Below are 19,981 nucleotides of genomic sequence, written 5' to 3'. Positions count from 1 at the left end.
TGTAAATAATAGTATGGCCAAAACCACAATTGTTCTTTTTATAATGATCTATAAAGAATGATTTAGATAAATATTTCAATTTAGGACGATAGAAAAATAAGCTACAAAGTTTAGGTGTCTGCCAAATGGAAACAGAAATAGCCTACAATTAGGTGTATATAATCCATATTGTTCTGAACAGGTAAAACCTGAACCTGAAAGATGTCTCATCCTGCCTTAGCTTGTCATCAACAGATACAGAAAAACACTTACAATAATTTCTTTTTCCTATACTGCCCCTCAATTTTATTCTTCACCACTTTTTCAAAGTTTACTATCGCTTCGCAATGCTCATAAAAGTTCGAACTTCCGCGGATTGACTCTAAGGAAAGGGCGGAATTTTCAGTGCAAATTTTGTGCAATGCTTTTTATGATTTGAAACCAACCTACAATCCAAGAACAACTTAATAGATTATGCCTGTAACGGTTGTGTTTACCATCTGCCTAAAGGAAGCAAGCGAAGGCTGAACTCTCTCTGTCTATGGTGCGACTAGAAATTACAGAAAAACCTCATACACCAAGTGGTTTAATGTAATACATTTTGTGTAACTGTTTATTGTAATACACTCAGCGTATCTAAAAATAATTATGAATGATATTTGGCAGATTACACATAAACCTTCGTTTTTTTGTAATCCAAATTATCAAAAACTCATCATCAAAAACTAAAATTCTGATTTGAATAATGGAATGAGTTTATGATAATCGGCAAAAAGAAAAAGAGATATTTAATGCTTTTCTGGAACGGTTTACTTTGCTTAAAGGCATCGGCATTTGCTCACAATTGATTATCAGAAAAGAAGGGAATAATGATAACGCAATATTTCTCAGCTTACAACACTTCCGGTTTTTATAGCAGATCTTAATTTGAAGTTTTTAAGGCTTGATTGAATTAATCAAGCCTTATATTTCTTAGTCTTAGAGAATTCAGAATAACGGATACTGAACTAAAACTCATGGCCAGGGCCGCAATCATTGGTGAAAGTAAAATACCAAAAAACGGATACAAAACACCTGCTGCAATGGGGATTCCCAGTACATTATACCCCAGGGCAAAGAATAGGTTTCCCTTAATATTTCCCATGACTCTATCGCTCAAAAGTCGTGCTTTAGCAATCCCGTTTAGATCACCTTTTACCAGTGTGATTGCAGCGCTTTCAATAGCCACATCAGTTCCGGTACCCATAGCGATTCCAATATCTGCCTGCGACAATGCAGGGGCATCATTGATACCATCACCAGCCATTGCTACCTTCTTTCCTTCTGCCTGCAACCGTTTAATTTCGTTTAATTTATCCTCAGGCAGCATCTGCGCTTTGTAACCGTCAAGACTTAAAGTTTCGCTCACTGCTTTTGCCGTATCTTCATTGTCTCCGGTAAACATGAATACCTTTAACCCTTCCTTTTGCAGTTTACTAATTGCTTCCTTGCTTGATTCTTTGATCTTATCATAAATAACCACAAACCCGGCTGCATGATCACCAACTGCCAGATAAGATACCGTTTTACCTTGTTGTTGCTCTGCCTTAACCTGCTTAAGCAATGCAGGACTAATAGTTGCCTTTACCTGTTCCATTAACTTTTCATTTCCAAGAGATAGGTTTTCTTCTTCAATAGTACCAATAACCCCTTTTCCGGTAACTGCTTCAAAATTTACGACTGGAAGTTTAGCAACATTCATTTGCTGCCCATATTTTAAAGTGGCCTGAGCAAGTGGATGTTCGCTGCTGCTGTTTAAGGATATAATTTTCTGAAGAATATCCGCTTCAGTAAACTTAGGGTCTGCACTAACCACCTTTTCAACTGAAGGTTTACCTTCGGTAACAGTACCGGTCTTATCGATCACCACAATATCAATGGCATTCAGTTTTTCCAGGGACTCGGCATTTTTAATCAGTACGCCTGACTTTGCACCTTTTCCAACGCCTACCATCACCGACATTGGGGTAGCGAGGCCAAGCGCACATGGACAGGCAATGATCAGTACCGCGATTGCATTTACAAATGCATAGACATAAGAAGGTTCCGGTCCGTAAATTGCCCAAACAATAAAAGTCGCCACTGCAATAAAAACAACAACCGGGACAAAGTACCCTGAAATCTTATCGGCCAGCTTTTGAATGGGCGCTTTCGAACGGCTTGCAGAATTTACCATCTCAATGATCTGGGAAAGCAGGGTTTCTGATCCCACTTTTTCAGCAAGCATGGTAAAGGTTTTATTTCCGTTGATCGTCCCTGCACTTACCTGATCACCTCGCTTTTTATCTACAGGAATAGGCTCCCCGGAAATCATGGATTCATCAATGGTGACTTCTCCCATTTTGATGCTTCCGTCAACCGGCACCTTTTCGCCTGGCTTTACCCGAAGCAGATCTCCTTTTTGAATATCATCAATGGTCACCGTTTCTTCTTTGTCGCCTATGATCCGGGTGGCCTGGTTTGGTGCCAATTTTAAAAGTTCCCTGATTGCACTGTTTGTCTTGCCATGTGCCCGTGCCTCTAAAAGCTGGCCTAGTAATACCAGCGTTAAAATGACTGCTGCCGCTTCAAAATATACATACACGGTGCCGGAATGGGTCTTGAACTGATCTGGAAAAATGCCTGGGGATAATAAGGCTAGTAAACTAAATAGCCAGGCTACCCCCGCCCCGATTCCTATTAAGGTAAACATATTCAGGTTCCAGGTCACCACTGACCGCCATGCCCTTTCAAAAAACATCCAGGTTGCATAAAAGACGACTGGAATTGATAAAGCAAATTGCACCCAGTTCCAATACCTGAGTTCCATTATTTTAAATAAGGGATTACCAGGGATCATCTCTGACATGGAAATTAAAAAGATGGGAACGGTAAAAAAGGCTGCTATCTTAAATTTTCGCAGTAACCGCTCATAAGTCTGATCATCTTCCGAACTTGATTCATTACCTGCAATTTGCACCAGATCCATTCCGCAGATCGGACAAGCGCCCGGCTGGTCACGAATGATTGCCGGGTGCATAGGACAAGAGTATTGCACAGCTTGTTTTAAGGCCGGCTGCTGCACCAAATCCATTCCGCAGACTGGGCAATCACCAGGTTTATCATAAGTTTTCTCTCCCTGGCAATGCATGGGGCAGTAATATTTTCCTGACCCTAATTTTGCTGCTTTCCCTTTTTGATCAGCTGCTGCAAGATCAACTTTAATAGAGGCTGCGTTATGATCATGTGTCTTATCGATCTGGTGATTCCCTGGCATTAAGATTTTATAATCACCCGCCTTGGATAAAGCATCCTGTAATATTTCTACTGGCACATGCTGTTCCATAGTAATCACTGCTACCGGGGGGACTAGAGTAACCACTGCAGAAATTCCACTAATTCCATTTAAGGCAAGCTCAGCTTTTTTGCTGCAGCCCTGGCAGCTCATTCCACTTATTTGATAGGTATGCTTCATAATGCTTATAAATTAATAAGTGACGGTAAGTCCAGCTCCATAACCCATATCGCTGTCATAGTGGGTAGATAGAGAAAAATATTTAGTAACGATATATCTAAAACCACCCATATATTCCCTGTCGGTATTGGCCATAAAGTTCAAGCGTAACCTACTGGTTAGAGGAATATCTTCACGCATCAGCTGGAAACGTAATTTTCCTTTACTGTCTAGTCTTGCCTCAGCAGTGACCAGCATTGGTAGAATATACTGCGCACCTATTACAGCTGCTTTTCTGTTCTTTTGATTGCTGAGTTGCCCAAATAGATTATTTTCCCTTTCATTGTTCATCCGGTTATAATGATAGTCAAAACCAACGAACGGCATCAGCCACTGCATCCTGCCAATATAGCGCCCGAAGTAAGTTTCGCTTTCAATCCCATGTTCTGATTTAAGTCCAACTCTCCATTCTGTAGATAAGCGGTAACGGGTATTGGCAAACATCAGCTCTCCATCACTACCATTACTTTCAAGGCCAATACTGGCCATTGGGTGATATTTCCTGTCATCAGCAGATAGTTTTCTCCAGGCTAGCTTGGTGTCCGGCAGTTCAGGGTTGGGCGGTGAATTTTCATAACTAAAGACCCTGCCCATACCACTCATCATATGATAAAGGATATGGCAGTGAAAAAACCAGTCGCCTCCATTTTCACTGGCCGCAAACTCTATAGTATCTCTTTCCATTGGCATGATGTCAAGGACATTTTTCATTGGCGCATTTTCACCCTGCCCGTTCAGCACCCTGAAGTCATGGCCATGCAGGTGCATGGGATGGCGCATCATACTATTGTTATACATGATTATGCGTACATTTTCGCCTTTCTTGATCAGGATCTTATCAGTTTCTGAAACGGTTTTATTATCCAGCGTCCAGACATAACGATTCATATTCCCGGTCAGATCGAATTTAAGTTCTTTCCATGGCCCTTTTGGTAGCGTTGTCCTTTTCGGATCCCGAAGCATATTATAGTTCAAGGTTACCATATCCGGGCTTTCAGCATCCATAGCCATACCAGCCATGCTTTTATCCATCGGCATTTTCATCCCCGGTGCATCAGCTTTTTTGCTTTCTGACTTTGGATTTTCTTCACCTGTAATTTCGGGGTACATCACCGTATTCATGTCCATGATCTGGTTCTGCATCTTCATGCCATCCATTTCAATCATATTTCCCTGCATGTCCATCATGTCGTTCATCATTTTCATACCGGCAAAGTATTTAGGTCGCTTCAATTTTACCGCCGACACTTTCTCCCCGCTGCCTAGCCACAAGGATGCTGATTTGGTACGGTCTTCCGGGGTGACTAAAAATTCGTAACTCTTGTTTTCAGGAATAGTCACTACCACATCATAGGTTTCAGAAACGGCAATGATCAGCCTGTCCACTTCTACCGGTTCCACATCATTTCCGTCTGTGGCCACTACCGTAATCTTGCCTCCTGCATATTTTAGCCAGAAATAATCAGATGCCCCTCCATTTGCAATGCGCAGCCTGACTTTATCACCAGCTTTAAACTGGGGCTGTTCATTTTGGTTCTTGCCGTTGATCAAAAAGTTATCATAGTATACATCACTGACATCCATGGCCGTCATGCGTTTCCATTCATTGTTTACCTTGGTCTTGAAATTTCCGCTTTTTATAGCCTCCCCATAGTTTTGTGTTGCCCCCTTTTGTATGGCAAACCAGTCGGTCGCATTTTTCAAGCTGCGATGTACTTCCTCAGGTTTCATATCCGTCCACTCACTTAAAGTGATTGGGATGGTTGGAATGTCCCATTCCTTTCTTTTATTCATAATGAAAGCCCCGTACATGCCAATCTGTTCCTGAAACATGCTATGGCTATGGTACCAGTGGGTGCCATGCTGAACGATCGGGAACTTGTAGACATAAGTAGTGTGGGGCATAATCGGCATCTGCGTTAAAAAAGGCACCCCATCCATTTTGTTAGGCAAAAAAAGCCCATGCCAGTGAAGGGAGGTTTCTTCGTCCAGGTTATTGTGCACATAAATCAGTGCGGTGTCGCCCTCGGTAAATGTCAAGGTGGGCATAGGAATCTGGCCATTTACCGCAATTGCCCGCTTTGATTTTTTCCCATAGGTTACCGTAGTATCTGCGACATATAGATCGTAACGAACTGTGCGGGGCGGCGTACTGCTGGTAATGGTTTTTATCGGGCCTAAATTTGCTTTTGCCTTTCTGATATTGGCCATAGTGGCATCTTCATCTCCCATCTGCATACCTTTCATATTTTCCATATTGTCCGGCTTTTTAGCTTCCTCTTTCATGGGCATATCCATTCCATCATGCTTCATTGGCGTTGTTTTAGGACTTTCCTTCACCAGCTTCATTCCACATTTAGGGCAATTGCCCGGTTTAGAAGCATGGATCTCAGGATGCATCGGGCAGGTATAGGAAACTGTCTGTACAGGCTTATCAGTAGCCTTCTTTGGAGTAGGCATTTTCATGTCCCCTATATCACCCATCTTTGCAGACTGACTTTTTTTGGCTGGTACGGTTTTTTTCTTTTCAGCGACCAGCTTCATTCCACATTTAGGGCAATTGCTATGTTTAGAAGCATGGATTTCTGGATGCATGGGGCAGGTATAGACTACCGGCTGTTGTTTTTGCTGCAATGAGATGGTGTGTCCTTCGTGCGCGGAGGCGAACCCGTACAAACCCATCAGCAAAATATATACTATTAGTTTTTTCATCTTTATTAATTTTTTGAAAGACTGTCTTTCGTTTTTTCTATCCAGTCCAGGATCAAGTCCTGTTCAGCTTGTGTAAGTAGGGCATTTCTGTGTACCAGTGTATAGGAACTGATGGGCATCGTGCCGTCTTTTATACTGTTACCGATTGCTTTTAGCTTGCTTTGCTGTCTGCGTAAGGAGTACATGCCAAACTCGTTGAAATTGAGCTCTTGTTTTCCTTCTCTAATATGCGAGGCAAGCCACCATCCCCCTGGCTGTATCTGAGCATACCAGGGATAACGGGTATTGTTGCTGTGGCAGTCGTAACAGGAGGTTCTTAAGATCCCTTGTATCTTTCCTTCCATCGGGTAAATCCGGCTGATATCGGCAGGGTAAGCCTGAGTGCTGATATTCCCTGCAGGCTGAATGAACTGGATAAGTACCAGCACCCCCGATAAAAACAAAAAACCTTTTGTTACCCTGCCCATGATTAATTTAGTTCTTCCTTAACGCTTCCACAGGTTGGCATTTCTTTGCCCAGGTATGGGTTTTGGATGTCTTTGGTCTCACTGAGCCAGTTACCGCCCTTTCCATTATTGTACATTGGGCAATTATCATAATAAAGCTTTTGTCCTGCGCTACCACCTGCTTTAACCAGATCATAAATTTCCTGGGTTAAGGTTTCAAAGTGTTCCCGCTGATGTTTGATGTTCCCTGCATTCGCTCCGATATGTTCAGCATGTTCTTTTGCATCATCGGCGATATCAGTGAAGACTTTTGATTGTTCTGCACTTAGCGAAGATTTGTCTACTGTTGCCATGGCCTCAACCAGGCTTTTACCGGCCTGCGCAGCAGTCTTATCGTCGTCTTTGGTTAATGCATTTTTCAAGCTTAGATATTCTGTTACAATTCTTTTTGTAGGGCTGACTGCTTGGACTGTTTTTGTGGTAGATCCTGTTTGTCCGGTATCAATTGCTTTACCAGTATCACCAGTATCTTTAATTCCACTATTACAAGCGGAAAATAATAGCATGACGAGTGCCATACCTAATATTGCTGTTTTCATATTTTTTAAATAGTAAGAAAGCCCCAAGCAAATAGCTTGGGGCAATAGACAATAGTTATTTTATAGTCTCAACTACATTTCCGCAGGTCAGCATGGCGCTGCCGTAATATGGATTCTTAACTGCTTTTTCGCTGCTTAGCCAATTGTTTTTTTTCATTGGGCAGTACATTTGGTAAACAGGTTCAGCCGATAATTTTGATGCTTTGGCCAGGGCGATCATGCTGGTTGAAAGACCTGCGAAATGTTCACGCTCACTTTTAAGATCTTTGCTTTTGGCAAGTTTACCAGCATGTTCCAATAAGCCTTTCTTACTAGTTTCACCAATTACTTTCGCATCAGTGCTGTTTACTGCTTTAACAAATTCCTGGGATTTTGAGGCTGCAAGTTTTGCATCGCCACTTACTAAGGCATCTTTAATATTATAATATAAAGGAAGGAGCGCAACGGGTTGCGTTTGATGATTAGCATGATCAGTTTGTGCAAATCCATATTGCACAAAGGAGGTTGCAATAATAGCAACCATTAGAAATATCTTTTTCATTTTTTTGATTTTAATAGAATAATTACTTAGCTGGAATGATTAATACCATTCAGAAATGATCAAACTATAAAATCAAATTTGGAAACTTTGTATGGCAATACGTACGTCAGGAATTGGCGGACGGCAATGCCGGACAAAATAGGTGTTGGGAACGTTTACTGGAAAAGTAACCGCCTGGCCAATTCGATAAACTGTCGAAGGCAAAAGAAAAAACGAAGAGGATAACAGACTATAATTAAACCCAGGTTGGGTCAGCTTATCGGCTTTTGTTATTTTGTCTACTTGTTCTTTGCAGCAGTTATCTTTTTGACTTTTGGAGGCATGATGATCACCAGGGTTTTGATCATGACTATGTTTTGCATGATCATGATCTTTGCCGTTTTTGTGAGTATGCTTGCCGGAACTTACAACTTTTTGGTCTTCATGGTGCTTTGTATTAAAGCCCATATCCACCCCTACCGCACAGGCAAAGCCAACTAAGGTATTCAATAAGAATACAAAATTTAAAAAGGCTGCTTTAAACTGTATGGATGAACTAATTTTCATTTATATGAAAGTAGAATTTATTTTAATACCGTAGTAACTACAAAGATAGCTAACCTTATGTTTCATAACTTACATTATCTCCATAAAATGTTATATAATTTTCACCTGGTGAAAAGATAGCTCGAAGTGACGAAAGAGCGTATTTTATTATATACCTAAGTATTTGCAAGCAATTTAAGTTTTTCGCAGTTTATTAAAAATTGGTGATATAATGATAACTCATATTTCCTATAAACAGAAATGTCTGTCTCAGAACCGAAGGTTCTGATTAGGATACTAATGAGCCGGCATACTATAATGATGTAAAGAAAAAAGGGACCGTGATCTGTGATCATAGTCCCTCTTATCTAAATTAACGCTCTCAAATACTATAGCGTTTAAACTTTTGATTTATTGTTCACGCTAAAAAATATTTTAGCAACTTTTATTACATATTAAGGTTTCCGACAAAGGGAACATAAGTGATATATAGTAAATGAGAATCAATCGGAGCACTTTTTTTCTTTTAGCTGTAAATTTTGAAAGCATTCACTACAAGACAAAGATCGTAAGTAATTGAGATTATGAATGTTCCATAAATTTGTTATTTCACTAAACTAATCGTAATATTGCAATATATTATGGGACTTACAAAAACCGAAATGTTTACCTCCGAGCAGAACCAGCTTGCTCAGCTATTAAAGGCAATGGCTCACCCTGCACGTATTGCTATTCTGCAAAGAATACTAGTTTCCAATACTTGTATTTGTGGAGATCTTGTAGAAGAGCTGGGTCTTGCCCAGGCTACAATATCTCAGCATTTAAGGGAATTAAAGTCTGTCGGAATTATCCAGGGTACCATCGAAGGGGTTAGCGTTTGCTATTGCATAAATCCGGAAACATGGAAATTGCTGGAAACCCAAATAGGTGCTTTCCTTGGATCATATAAGCTAGAAGCTAGCTGCTGCTAGCTTTTTTTTAACCAAGTCAATCGTTTAATTGCAATATAATAATACTTAAATCTTTAATTATGAAACTATCAGAAATAAAAGCCCACTTGGCGCAAGCTGAAAGCGTAAACTTTCAATTAGAAAACGGTACACCAGTTCCTGAACATTTCCATGTAACCGAAGTTGGTGTTGTTACAAAAGACTTTATTGATTGTGGGGGTACAGTACGTCATGAAAAAGTGGCCAACTTTCAACTTTGGGATGCCAACGATTTTGAGCATCGTTTGAAAGCAGGCAAGCTGCTAAACATCATATCACTTTCTGAAAAAGTATTAGGGATGGAAGATCTAGAAATTGAAGTAGAATACCAGGCTCAGACAATTGGTAAATACGACCTTGGTTACGATGGTAAAAACTTCTTACTAATTGCTAAGACAACAGCATGCCTTGCGCCGGAACTATGTGGTGTCCCTGAAGTAAAACAAAAAGTACAATTGCAGAATCTTGCCGCTTCCGGATCCACGTGTACACCAGGTGGCGGTTGCTGCTAAATAAATCATAACCATGTCTGCAAACAACTGTGCACCTGCTGCCGAAAGAAGAAAATTAAGCTTTTTAGACCGGTACCTTACACTATGGATTTTTCTGGCGATGGGTATCGGTGTAGCTACCGGTTATTTTCTTCCATCTTCTTCCGGATTCATCAATTCGTTTTCCAGCGGAACCACAAACATCCCCTTAGCGATCGGACTGATCTTAATGATGTACCCCCCACTAGCCAAGGTGAAATATGAAAAGATGGGAGAAGTGTTTAAAGACACTAAAGTCTTAAGCGTATCCCTGGTTCTGAATTGGGTAATTGGCCCACTTCTAATGTTTTTTTTAGCAATTACTTTTTTAAGAGATTATCCGGAATATATGGTTGGGCTGATCCTTATTGGCCTGGCCAGGTGTATTGCTATGGTGGTGGTTTGGAACGAGCTTGCAGAGGGTAATAGGGAATATGCAGCAGGTTTGATTGCGCTGAACAGCATTTTTCAGGTATTGCTCTACAGTGTGTTTGCCTATATCTTTATTACCGTTTTGCCACCTTTCTTTGGGCTTGAAAGTCTTGAAGTAAACATTACCATTTCTGAGATTGCTAAAAGCGTAGGGATCTATTTGGGACTTCCTTTTGCAATGGGTATAATCAGTCGGTACGGACTTATAAAGCTGAAAGGTGAAGACTGGTTTCAAAACAAGTTTATCCCTTTAATTTCTCCGATTACGCTTATCGCTTTACTATTTACAATTGTAATTATGTTTAGCCTGAAGGGCGAGCTGATTGTACAGATTCCTATGGATGTTGTGAGAATTGCTATACCCCTTGTTATTTATTTCTCGATCATGTTTGTGATCAGCTTTTTTGCTGGCCGTTACTTCGGAGCAGACTATTCAAGAAGTACATCAATTGCTTTTACGGCCACGGGAAACAATTTTGAACTGGCCATAGCAGTTGCTATTGGTGTTTTTGGAATCAATTCGGGACAGGCATTCGCTGGCGTTATTGGCCCTTTGGTTGAAGTCCCGGCACTGATCGCTCTGGTCAACCTCGCTTTTTACTTCCGCAAAAAATACTATCCAACAAAAACCTTAAACACCATACAATAATGAGAATTGCACTTTTTTCAGATATCCATGCAAATCTTCCTGCCCTGGAAGCCTTTTTTAAAGACGTTGAAACCAGAAATACGGACGCAATTTATTGCCTTGGAGATTTAGTTGGATATAACATCTGGCCAAACGAGGTAATCGATGAAATCCGCAGGCGAGGCATACCAACTATCGCAGGAAATTATGACTGGGGCATTGGCAGGTCTAGCGATGATTGCGGTTGTGCCTATAAAACAGACGAAGAAAAAGCATTAGGTAAGGTTTCTATCTCCTATACCAATGAAGTTGTAAAGGATGAGCAACGTGCTTATCTAAGAACCCTTCCTGCTCACATTAGACTGGAATACCAGTTAAATGATAAGCGCAATGTTCTGTTTGTACATGGCAGCCCCCGCAAGGTAAATGAATACCTTTTTGAAGATCGTGATGAAAAAAGCATGCTCCGGATCATGGAACAGGCAGATGCAGATATTATGTGTTTTGGCCATACCCATAAGCCTTATCATAGAATTTTAAACTCAGGGAATGAAGGTGAAGATCATTTCAGGCATGCCATTAATATCGGCTCAGTGGGTAAACCAAAAGACAGCGACCCAAGGGGTGGTTATGTTATTTTAACTATCAACCCTGATAGTACAGTAACAGATAAAGAAAGCATTGAAGTTGAATTTATTCGCTTTGAGTATGACATTGAAAAGGCAGCTAAAGCCGTAGAAGACAGTCCACTTCCGAATGAATATGCAGACATGTTACGTAAAGGATAAGGTATGAGAATAGCGCTATTTTCAGATATCCACGCCAATCTACCGGCATTTAAAGCAATGCTAGACGATATGGATGAACAAAAACGCGATGCTGCTTATTGTCTCGGTGATTTGGTGGGATACCACATTTATCCAAACGAAGTTATCCAGGAGATCCGTAGACGTGGAATCGGAACTTTAAAAGGCAATCATGATCAAAAGGTTGAAAAATTAATTACAACCCCCAATAGTCTCCAGGAGCCAGGTAAAAATTACGCTTATCATTTAATTAGCCAGGATAACAGAAACTACTTGAAGACACTGCCTGCGCACATAAAACTAGAATACAAGCTACAATCCGAAACACTTAATCTTGTTTTTGCGCACGGCAGCACTAGAAGTATAGATGAATATATTTTTACAGATACGGATGAAAAATATGTTTTAGATATGATGCAGGAAGCAGGTGCAGACATGCTCTTTGTTGGCCATTCTCATAAGCCTTACCATCGTATTTTAAAGGGTAATGATAATAAGTTCAATCATGTAGTTAACCTCGGGTCGGTAGGAAAGCCTAAAGACGGAGATCCAAGAGGCTGCTATGTAATAATTACCATTGCTCCGGACAGCTCCATATCAGATAAAAACAGCATACAGGTAGAATTTAGAAGGTTTGATTATAATGTAGAATCCTCAGCAAAAATGATTGAGAATAGTCTGTTGCCAGGTGAATTTGCAGATGCATTGCGAATAGCCAAATAAATTACTAAAGCAAATGGATGTTAAAACTAGTGACTATGAGCCAGTAGAAAAGCAACTTGCAAAGTTCATGCGGGCATTGGCACACCCAGCCCGAATCGCTATAATGATCCGGCTTGCCAGGCAGGAAGGTTGTACTGAAGGTATAATAAATGATTTGCCAATTGAAGAATCTTCAGTTGCAAAACATCTTAAAGCACTGGAAATTGTTGGTCTTATAAAGGGGAATACCTCAAATTTGAGGTCACGTTATTGCATCAACTGGTACGCCTTTTCGGATTTTTCCGAACAATTCAATTTGATATTTAAAACCTTTGTGGAGCAAGCACCGACGCAAAGCTGCAAAACCAAGGTTTAAGCTATCTTTGATAATTCAACTAGGGTTTCTATTACACGACAGAGCAAGAAAAATATTGCCGTTACATATTTCTCCTTCTTCAAATTATCAAAAAACGGTGAAATAATGATAATGCCGCCTTACACATATACCTTCGTTTTTTTGTAATCCAAATTATCAAAAACTCATCATCAAAAACTAAAATTCTGATTTGAATAATGGAATGGGTTTATGATAATCAGCAAAAAGAAAAAGAGATATTTAATGCTTATGTGGAACGGTTACTTTGGTTAAAGGCATCGGCATTTGGTCACAATCTATTATCAGGAAAGTAGGGAATAATGATAGACTTGTGTTGCACCTTTACTTGGCAAGCGCAAACTTAATTTCATTTCCTGGATATAGATTGCCGATACCTTTGACCCCAATCTCCCATTGCTTTTATGATAACGTTCAGGTTGTTACCTAAGTCTGTAAGCTCGTATTCTACTGTAACGGGTTTAGTATCACATATTGTTCTTGTAAGAAGATTACTCAGCTCCAGATCTTTTAACTCCTTGGATAAAACCTTAGGTGCGATTTTATCCATCAGTCGTTTTAAATCCATAAACCTCATTTTACCCGAGAAGTGTAATGCTGTCACGATCATATACTTCCATTTTCCACTCATTATGTCTTGTACATCTCGGATTCCAACAATAGACATCTTACAATGATCTGATATTTCAACCGTGTTCTTCTTCATTTTAGCAAGGTATATACAAATATAGTTACCTCGCAGTAATTAGTTACCAAAAGGTAATACATAACATTTGGTAATTAGGCTTCCCCTACATTTGTATAGGTTTAAAAAGATAAGAAGATATGAGAATAGTAGTTATCGGCGCCACGGGTTTTGTAGGCAGTAATATTGTAAATGAACTAGTTGAACGCAATCATGATGTGTTGGGTGTATCTAAAGAAAATAAAACATCCGATAAAAGCTTACTAGAGCTTGTTAATTTAGATGTAACTAATGTAGACTGGAAAAACCAATCGATTTGATCCCTACCCGCCAATTTACTAAAAGTCAGGCAAGCAAAACTTAACAACAATTTTATTTTCGGTGAGAGGGGGTCAATCTACGCTGGTTTTTCCAACAAGATGACCAATATCATATAAGATACTAGAAAGGCAACTATCAGGTAAATAACAGTAGTCATTTTTCTATTTTCTTAGCAGCAATGCTTTATTGTACTCATAATTCATCCGGCCAATGTGAAGGGTAGAAATTTCCTGAGGGCATTCTACTTCACAGGCATCGGTATTTGAACAATGACCAAAACCTTCTTCGTCCATTTGGTTCACCATCTGAATCACGCGGTCAGCCGATTCGGTCTTTCCCTGTGGCAATAATACCAAATGAGAAATTTTTGCTGAGGTAAAAAGGGCGGCACTCGAATTTTTACAGGTTGCGACACATGCGCCGCAGCCAATGCATGCCGCTGCATCAAATGCTGCTTCGGTGATATTGTGAGGGATGAGTATGCTATTGGATTCCGGCGCTTGTCCCGTCGACGCCGATACATATCCCCCGGATTGAATGATGTGATCAAAGGCGGACCGGTCAATTTTCAGGTCTCTTAAAACGGGAAAAGCGGCTGCCCTAAACGGCTCGATGTAGACCGTTTCCCCGTCCTTAAAACTTCGCATGTGCAGCTGACAAGTTGTAGTTCCGCTTAATGGCCCGTGTGCCCTACCATTAATCATCATCCCGCAGGCGCCGCAGATTCCTTCCCTGCAGTCGTGATCGAATTCAATCACCCTTTCCCCTTGCTTAATCAACCGCTCATTCAAAAGGTCGAGCATTTCCAAAAAGGACATGTGCTCGGAAATCCCTTCAACGTCGTAGCTTATTATATTTCCTTTTGCTTCACGGTTTTCCTGACGCCAGATTTTCAACTTTAATTTCATAATGTAATTCGTTTTAGTTTTTATTTATAGCTTCTGACGGTCAGTTCAACGGTTTCAAAAACAAGCGGTTCTTTATGCAACTCCGGCGGCTGATCTTCACCTTTCCATTCCCAGGCGGAGACGTAACAGAAATCTTCGTCATTACGAACAGCCTCACCATCTGCGGTCTGAAATTCTTCCCTAAAATGTGCTCCGCAGGATTCCTCACGCTGAAGGGCATCGTAACACATCAATATCCCCAGTTCCAAAAAGTCAGCCACACGCCCTGCCTTTTCAAGCTCGGAATTCACCTGTTGATCGCCGGTAATTTTCAGTTCATGATCAAAGGATTTCTTTAATGCCTTGATTTCAATGATGGCCTGCTCCAGGCTTTCCCTGGTTCTGGACAGCCCGCATTTATCATAAAGCAGTTTACCCAGGGTCTTATGGAAATGATCCGCTGACAGGTGCCCCTGCACATTCATGAACCTATCAAGTTGTTCTCTGATCATTTGCTCTGATTCAGAAAATGCAGGATGGTCTATGGTTACTTTTTCTGCTTTTAATTCTGCTGAAAGATAATTTGGAATGGTATAGGGTGCAATGAAATAACCGTCCACGCAGGATTGCAGGAGTGAATTTGCACCAAGGCGGTTGGCTCCATGATCAGAAAAATTAGCTTCACCCAATGCAAATAGCCCTGGAATCGAAGTCATCAGCTCATAGTCCACCCAAAGACCACCCATAGTGAAATGGGCAGCAGGTGAAATCAGCATGGGTTCTTTATATGCATCAATACCATTTATCTTTTCGTACATCCGAAACAGGTTGCCATATTTCTCCTCAATCTTGTCCCTCCCCTGTTCTTTTAAGGCTTTTGAAAAGTCCAGGCAAACCGCATTTTTCATTGGTCCCAGACCACATCCGGCATCAATACGCTCTTTGGCCGCCCTTGAGGAAATGTCCCTTGGAGAAAGATTGCCAAAAGTAGGATAACGCCTTTCCAGGTAGTAATCTCTTTCCTCCTCTGGTATTTCATTTGGCACACGCTCATCACCTGCTTTTTTAGGCACCCAGATCCTGCCATCATTACGAAGCGATTCAGACATCAAGGTCAACTTAGACTGTGTTTCACCAATTTGTGGCAGACAGGTTGGATGAAACTGAATCCAGCTTACCCCTGACATTAATGCACCTTTTTTGTGTGCCCTCCAGATTGCCGAGGTATTGCAGCCCATGGCAAGGGTTGACAAATAGTAAACTTTTCCGTAGCCTCCAGTTGCCAGCACCACCGCATTGGCGGCATGACGTTCAATTTCGCCGGTTTCCAGGTTACGGGCAATAATGCCCTTTGCCTTACCATCGACTAATACCAGATCAAGCATTTCATGCCGGGTATAGGTTTTTACCTTACCCAATGATTCCTGCCGCATCAATGCCTGGTAGGCGCCGATCAATAACTGTTGTCCGGTCTGACCCCGGGCATAAAATGTTCTGGATACCTGAACCCCACCAAATGAACGGTTGCTCAAATAGCCTGCATATTCTCTTGCGAAAGGTACGCCCTGGGCAACTGCCTGGTCGATTAATGCCAATGAACATTCTGCTAACCGGTAGACATTTGCTTCCCTTGATCGAAAGTCGCCGCCTTTTATTGTGTCATAAAACATGCGATAAACGCTGTCTCCATCATTTTTATAGTTTTTTGCAGCATTTACCCCGCCTTGTGCTGCAACGGAGTGAGCTCTGCGGGCTGAATCCTGAAAACAAAAGGTTTTGACGTTGTATCCCTGTTCAGCAAGGCTTGCAGCACATGAGGAACCAGCCAGGCCGGTTCCAACAACAATGATATCCAGTTTTTTTCTGTTGGCCGGATTGATCAGCTTAGAGCGGTCTTTGTAATTGCTCCATTTATCAGCAAGATTACCTGCCGGAATTTTAGCGTCTATCATTAGGAATTTAGATTAAAATAAATGTAAATGGGTATAAGCATAAAGCCCAGGGTTATCGCCAGGGAATAAATCCATCCGACAATGCGAATGGCCTGCGCATATCTACGGTGATATAGTCCCAATGTTCTGGCCGCACTAAAAAACCCATGAAGCAGGTGGAATCCTAAAGCAATGAATGATAGTTCATAGAGGATGACATACCAGGCTTGCTGAAAGGAAGTGATGACGATGGTGTATAGATTTTTATTTCCATCAGCATCTAGCGGAAGGTTTCCAAATTTATAGATGTACCAATAATCCTTAAAATGGATGATCAAAAAGATCAATATAATGGTACCCAATATCCCCATGTTTCGGCTGTTCCATGAACTTACCTCGCTGCGATTATCGTAGACGTATTTACTGCCCTTCGCTTTTGCATTCACTCTTGTGATAATCAATGCATAAACCGCATGTGCGATAATGGAAAGATAAAGCACATATGATATGATCTTGATGACTATGTTTCCGGATAGCAGATGAGAATACCAGTTGAATTGTTCCCTCGCCAGCTCAGGTGGTGAAAGCAGCTGGAGATTCCCCAATAAGTGGATGATCAGAAAGAAGCAGAGGAAGAGCCCCGTGAGCGCCATGATCAGCTTATAAATTAATGTTGTTTGTTTCATAGTTGAATGTTTCAATTTTTAAAATGATGCTGATTAGCTACCAAAGACCGATAACTTTCCACCACATCCCGCCTACGATAAACCAAACCAGCAGGAAGAGTACGCTCATAAAAAAGCCCTGCTTCCACCAGTCCTTCAAATCAACGTAAGTACTTCCGAAAAATATCGGTGCCGGACCATGGCCGTAATGGGTAAGCGATCCCATGAGCGATGCACAGGCACCAAGAAAAATAGCAAGCATTGTTCCCGGTACGCCAACCGCGATTCCTACGGCCAGAAATACCGAATACATGGCCGCGACCTGCGCGGTTGCGCTGGCAAACATATAGTGGCAATAAGAGTAGACCAGAATGATCACCGGAAAAGCAAGCTGCCAGCTTAAGTTTTTCATTTGCCCTCCTACAAGCTCGCCGAACCATCCGATAAAACCCAGGGAATTCAGGAACGATCCCATCATGACCAGAGAGGAAAACCACACGATGGTATCCCAGGCACCTTTTTCAGATTTAACATCTTCCCAGGTCAGTACGCCACACAATAGCAGGATGCAAAGACCTATTAAGGCGCCTGTGGTCGCGTCAATCGCAAACAGATTTCCGAATATCCAGAGTACCAAAAGAATAATAAAGGTGGCAACCATCAGCCATTCTTTAATCGTCATCGGGCCCATTTCCTTCAATTGCTTTGCGGCAATCGCCGGTGCTTCCTCGGTTTCCTTTAATTCAGGGGGAAAAACCTTATATAAAAACAAGGGTACCAGGATGAAACAAACCAGTCCCGGAACCAGGGCGGCAATTGCCCAGCTACCCCAAGTGATGGTAACGCCCAGATCCCTTGCAAACTTTTGTGCCATGGGATTACTTGCCGTAGCAGTCAGGAACATCACTGAAGTAATCATGTTGGCATTATAGCTGCTTAAAGTCAAAAAGGCACCTATTTTACGGTGTGTTTCTGCTTTTTCGGGTATGGAGCCCATATTTACCGCGATGGATTTCATGATCGGGAAAATTACCCCCCCTGCCCTTGCGGTATTACTGGGAATGGCAGGCGCCAAGATCAGGTCGGCGGTATTCAGGCCATAAGCCAAGCCCAAGGGGCTTTTGCCAAATATTTTAATAAAGCTGTAGGCTATTCTTGTACCCAGGCCGGTTTTGATAAAACCCCTTGCGATAAAAAAAGCTAGGCCAATCAACCAGATTGTGGAATTTCCGAATCCGCTTAATGCGTTTAAGATGGATTTACCAGGATCGCCGGGTGCAAGCACCTGCGTAGTGGCACATAGGGTAATGCCAATAATGGCCATGGTACCCATTGATGCGGCTTTTGAAATGATGCCGACAATGGTGGCTACAAAAATGGCCAATAAATGCCATGCGTTTGGCTTCACGCCTTCAGGCACTGGCACCAGCCAGATTGCGACACCGACAAGGACCGTGATGATCAGCGATTTTAGATTAATTTCTTTCATGATTGTTTAGGTTAAAAGCGTATTTGTAGCTGAACGTAACCCAGGTTACGGTTATAAGCTGTCGTTAAAGGCACCTGGTTTTTGAAGCGGTCGATTGCGACCCCAACCTGGAGTGCGGCGTAGAAATCATCTGCAAAAATCAATGACACATTAGGGATGAGTGTTTGCCTGAGATTACTGGCGAGCTTGTAGTTTTCATCAAAGTATTCATACCGGCAGGAGAACTCTAAGGCCCGAAGCCTACGGCTCTGATGGTTATAGCGAAGGGTCGGAAAGAAATAAAAGCCCTGCATCTGGTATTGATTAATATCAGGTCGCTGCGCTTGTTTGTCCGCATTATAGGCAAGAAAATTTGCGCCCTTTTTATATTCTGCCATTAAAAGCAGATCAAATTTTTGTGATAAGGGAATCTTCGCTGTTGCATCTGCGCCATAAGCTTTACCCGGACCACTTGCAGCTAGACTACCTGTACCACCATTCAGCCCAAGGGTAAAGTCTTTGAGCAAATCCGTTTCTACTCTGGCATATAAATTCTTGGTATTGTTATCATCTGATGATTGATTTTTATTGTTGCCATTGTAAGCCCCTGCGAAATATCTGATTTTCCCTCCGGGGATTACGTTGCCTAAAACAGATAGCCCGGTCTGAAAACTTTGCCAGCCATTTTTACCAAAGGCATAATATTGGTTAGAGAAGTCCAGCGTACGGATAATGTCAACTGCCATTATATCTTCGATGCCAAAAAACGGGCGAAACTGACCAGCTTGAATGTGAAAATACTGGTTCAATGAATATTTGATATAGGCATTTTCAAGCACCTTATTTGCTGGATCGCTGTTGAATTCGGCAAGGTTTGCCAGAATATTTGCTGAAAAGTGGTCATTGATGTCACCTTTGACCATTATTCTCGCACGTTTGACCAAAAAAGAGTTCGTGACCGCTTTGGAAGCTTCAGGATCAAAGTTTTTACCATTGATATCAATATTCTTATCCAGCGCAAGGACATACCTTGTTTGCAATACGCCTGCAAATGTCAACTTCCGTTTATAAGCGGAATAGTTCTTTAGCGTATCGCTCAATCGGGTCTGGTCTTTTTGTTGGGCAAAAGCAACGCTACTGAATAGAAAGAAAACAATGAATATGAATCCTTGCGATTTCAGAACGGGCATTGAGGCAGTTTGCTTCATT

Annotated in this window: 19 protein-coding genes; 7 read left to right on the top strand and 12 right to left on the bottom strand. The window is 41.6% G+C overall.

Going from position 1 to position 19,981, the window contains the following annotated elements; translation table 11 throughout:
* Positions 1-931: 931 nt before the first annotated feature.
* From LUA90_RS13975 to LUA90_RS13950, 6 genes are all read right to left on the bottom strand, one after another.
* The gene (locus tag LUA90_RS13975) at positions 932-3,472 is read right to left on the bottom strand and encodes a heavy metal translocating P-type ATPase (RefSeq protein WP_231491307.1); all 2,541 of its coding nucleotides are present in this window, start codon (positions 3,470-3,472) and stop codon (positions 932-934) included.
* 12 nt (positions 3,473-3,484) lie between these two features.
* Positions 3,485-6,223 (bottom strand): multicopper oxidase domain-containing protein, encoded by a 2,739-nt coding sequence (locus LUA90_RS13970; RefSeq protein WP_231491306.1) that lies wholly within the window; start codon positions 6,221-6,223, stop codon positions 3,485-3,487.
* Between the two features lie 5 nt (positions 6,224-6,228).
* Entirely contained in the window at positions 6,229-6,690 is a 462-nt protein-coding gene (locus tag LUA90_RS13965; protein WP_231491305.1) for a heme-binding domain-containing protein, read from the bottom strand.
* Between the two features lie 2 nt (positions 6,691-6,692).
* A complete protein-coding gene (locus LUA90_RS13960) occupies positions 6,693-7,268 on the bottom strand; it encodes a DUF3347 domain-containing protein (RefSeq protein WP_231491304.1) in 576 nt (191 codons plus the stop codon).
* A 55-nt stretch (positions 7,269-7,323) separates the two neighbouring features.
* Positions 7,324-7,809 carry a DUF3347 domain-containing protein gene (locus tag LUA90_RS13955; RefSeq protein ID WP_231491303.1) on the bottom strand — a complete coding sequence of 162 codons (486 nt, stop codon included), beginning with the start codon at positions 7,807-7,809 and terminating at the stop codon, positions 7,324-7,326.
* A gap of 72 nt (positions 7,810-7,881) precedes the next feature.
* Positions 7,882-8,355 (bottom strand): hypothetical protein, encoded by a 474-nt coding sequence (locus LUA90_RS13950; RefSeq protein WP_231491302.1) that lies wholly within the window; start codon positions 8,353-8,355, stop codon positions 7,882-7,884.
* Between the two features lie 620 nt (positions 8,356-8,975).
* Between LUA90_RS13950 and LUA90_RS13945 the strand changes: the two genes are divergently transcribed.
* The 6 genes from LUA90_RS13945 to LUA90_RS13920 are packed head-to-tail and all read left to right on the top strand — an operon-like array spanning position 8,976 to position 12,797.
* A complete protein-coding gene (locus LUA90_RS13945) occupies positions 8,976-9,305 on the top strand; it encodes a helix-turn-helix transcriptional regulator (RefSeq protein WP_056870688.1) in 330 nt (109 codons plus the stop codon).
* A 59-nt stretch (positions 9,306-9,364) separates the two neighbouring features.
* Complete coding sequence (locus tag LUA90_RS13940; protein ID WP_056870689.1) at positions 9,365-9,835, top strand: DUF6428 family protein; 471 nt, start codon at positions 9,365-9,367, stop codon at positions 9,833-9,835.
* Between the two features lie 13 nt (positions 9,836-9,848).
* Positions 9,849-10,934 (top strand): ACR3 family arsenite efflux transporter, encoded by a 1,086-nt coding sequence (arsB, locus tag LUA90_RS13935; protein ID WP_231491301.1) that lies wholly within the window; start codon positions 9,849-9,851, stop codon positions 10,932-10,934.
* Positions 10,934-11,701 carry a metallophosphoesterase gene (locus tag LUA90_RS13930; RefSeq protein ID WP_231491300.1) on the top strand — a complete coding sequence of 256 codons (768 nt, stop codon included), beginning with the start codon at positions 10,934-10,936 and terminating at the stop codon, positions 11,699-11,701. Before arsB ends, LUA90_RS13930 begins: the two co-directional genes overlap by 1 nt.
* 3 nt (positions 11,702-11,704) lie before the next feature.
* Positions 11,705-12,442: a metallophosphoesterase gene (locus LUA90_RS13925; RefSeq protein ID WP_231491299.1), complete on the top strand. Its 738-nt coding sequence runs from the start codon at positions 11,705-11,707 to the stop codon at positions 12,440-12,442.
* Positions 12,443-12,455: 13 nt separating this feature from the next.
* A complete protein-coding gene (locus tag LUA90_RS13920) occupies positions 12,456-12,797 on the top strand; it encodes a helix-turn-helix transcriptional regulator (protein WP_231491298.1) in 342 nt (113 codons plus the stop codon).
* A 367-nt stretch (positions 12,798-13,164) separates the two neighbouring features.
* On the opposite strand, the gene LUA90_RS13915 is transcribed toward LUA90_RS13920, so the two are convergent.
* On the bottom strand, positions 13,165-13,446 hold the full coding sequence (locus tag LUA90_RS13915) for a helix-turn-helix domain-containing protein (protein ID WP_255717718.1): 282 nt from the start codon (positions 13,444-13,446) through the stop codon (positions 13,165-13,167).
* A gap of 194 nt (positions 13,447-13,640) precedes the next feature.
* Here LUA90_RS13915 and LUA90_RS13910 point away from each other — a divergent pair, with 194 nt between their 5' ends.
* A complete protein-coding gene (locus LUA90_RS13910; RefSeq protein WP_231491296.1) occupies positions 13,641-13,820 on the top strand; it encodes an NAD-dependent epimerase/dehydratase family protein in 180 nt (59 codons plus the stop codon).
* 162 nt (positions 13,821-13,982) lie between these two features.
* Here the strand turns inward: LUA90_RS13910 and LUA90_RS13905 are convergent, their stop codons facing one another.
* The 5 genes from LUA90_RS13905 to LUA90_RS13885 are packed head-to-tail and all read right to left on the bottom strand — an operon-like array spanning position 13,983 to position 19,980.
* On the bottom strand, positions 13,983-14,729 hold the full coding sequence (locus LUA90_RS13905) for a succinate dehydrogenase/fumarate reductase iron-sulfur subunit (protein WP_231491295.1): 747 nt from the start codon (positions 14,727-14,729) through the stop codon (positions 13,983-13,985).
* A 20-nt stretch (positions 14,730-14,749) separates the two neighbouring features.
* Positions 14,750-16,660, bottom strand: a complete 1,911-nt coding sequence (locus LUA90_RS13900; protein ID WP_231491294.1) for a fumarate reductase/succinate dehydrogenase flavoprotein subunit — start codon at positions 16,658-16,660, stop codon at positions 14,750-14,752.
* Positions 16,660-17,325, bottom strand: a complete 666-nt coding sequence (locus tag LUA90_RS13895) for a succinate dehydrogenase cytochrome b subunit (protein ID WP_231491293.1) — start codon at positions 17,323-17,325, stop codon at positions 16,660-16,662. The genes LUA90_RS13900 and LUA90_RS13895 overlap by 1 nt, the downstream gene beginning before the upstream one ends.
* Before the next feature lie 37 nt (positions 17,326-17,362).
* A complete protein-coding gene (locus LUA90_RS13890) occupies positions 17,363-18,793 on the bottom strand; it encodes an anion permease (protein ID WP_231491292.1) in 1,431 nt (476 codons plus the stop codon).
* Positions 18,794-18,804: 11 nt separating this feature from the next.
* A complete protein-coding gene (locus LUA90_RS13885; protein WP_231491291.1) occupies positions 18,805-19,980 on the bottom strand; it encodes a porin in 1,176 nt (391 codons plus the stop codon).
* Between the last annotated feature and the right edge of the window lies 1 nt (position 19,981).

This window comes from Pedobacter sp. Leaf170, from assembly GCF_920984665.1.
Lineage (GTDB): Bacteria > Bacteroidota > Bacteroidia > Sphingobacteriales > Sphingobacteriaceae > Pedobacter.
The sequence above is the reverse complement of the archived record's forward strand: the minus strand, read 5'-3'. Positions and strand labels throughout refer to the sequence as shown.

Excerpts from the sequence above, each read along its gene's own strand:
- LUA90_RS13975 (WP_231491307.1), bottom strand. The coding sequence starts at position 3,472 with ATGAAGCATACCTATCAAATAAGTGGAATGAGCTGCCAGGGCTGCAGC.
- LUA90_RS13970 (WP_231491306.1), bottom strand. The coding sequence starts at position 6,223 with ATGAAAAAACTAATAGTATATATTTTGCTGATGGGTTTGTACGGGTTC.
- LUA90_RS13965 (WP_231491305.1), bottom strand. The coding sequence starts at position 6,690 with ATGGGCAGGGTAACAAAAGGTTTTTTGTTTTTATCGGGGGTGCTGGTA.
- LUA90_RS13960 (WP_231491304.1), bottom strand. The coding sequence starts at position 7,268 with ATGAAAACAGCAATATTAGGTATGGCACTCGTCATGCTATTATTTTCC.
- LUA90_RS13955 (WP_231491303.1), bottom strand. The coding sequence starts at position 7,809 with ATGAAAAAGATATTTCTAATGGTTGCTATTATTGCAACCTCCTTTGTG.
- LUA90_RS13950 (WP_231491302.1), bottom strand. The coding sequence starts at position 8,355 with ATGAAAATTAGTTCATCCATACAGTTTAAAGCAGCCTTTTTAAATTTT.
- LUA90_RS13945 (WP_056870688.1), top strand. The coding sequence starts at position 8,976 with ATGGGACTTACAAAAACCGAAATGTTTACCTCCGAGCAGAACCAGCTT.
- LUA90_RS13940 (WP_056870689.1), top strand. The coding sequence starts at position 9,365 with ATGAAACTATCAGAAATAAAAGCCCACTTGGCGCAAGCTGAAAGCGTA.
- arsB (WP_231491301.1), top strand. The coding sequence starts at position 9,849 with ATGTCTGCAAACAACTGTGCACCTGCTGCCGAAAGAAGAAAATTAAGC.
- LUA90_RS13930 (WP_231491300.1), top strand. The coding sequence starts at position 10,934 with ATGAGAATTGCACTTTTTTCAGATATCCATGCAAATCTTCCTGCCCTG.
- LUA90_RS13925 (WP_231491299.1), top strand. The coding sequence starts at position 11,705 with ATGAGAATAGCGCTATTTTCAGATATCCACGCCAATCTACCGGCATTT.
- LUA90_RS13920 (WP_231491298.1), top strand. The coding sequence starts at position 12,456 with ATGGATGTTAAAACTAGTGACTATGAGCCAGTAGAAAAGCAACTTGCA.
- LUA90_RS13915 (WP_255717718.1), bottom strand. The coding sequence starts at position 13,446 with ATGAGTGGAAAATGGAAGTATATGATCGTGACAGCATTACACTTCTCG.
- LUA90_RS13910 (WP_231491296.1), top strand. The coding sequence starts at position 13,641 with ATGAGAATAGTAGTTATCGGCGCCACGGGTTTTGTAGGCAGTAATATT.
- LUA90_RS13905 (WP_231491295.1), bottom strand. The coding sequence starts at position 14,729 with ATGAAATTAAAGTTGAAAATCTGGCGTCAGGAAAACCGTGAAGCAAAA.
- LUA90_RS13900 (WP_231491294.1), bottom strand. The coding sequence starts at position 16,660 with ATGATAGACGCTAAAATTCCGGCAGGTAATCTTGCTGATAAATGGAGC.
- LUA90_RS13895 (WP_231491293.1), bottom strand. The coding sequence starts at position 17,325 with ATGAAACAAACAACATTAATTTATAAGCTGATCATGGCGCTCACGGGG.
- LUA90_RS13890 (WP_231491292.1), bottom strand. The coding sequence starts at position 18,793 with ATGAAAGAAATTAATCTAAAATCGCTGATCATCACGGTCCTTGTCGGT.
- LUA90_RS13885 (WP_231491291.1), bottom strand. The coding sequence starts at position 19,980 with ATGAAGCAAACTGCCTCAATGCCCGTTCTGAAATCGCAAGGATTCATA.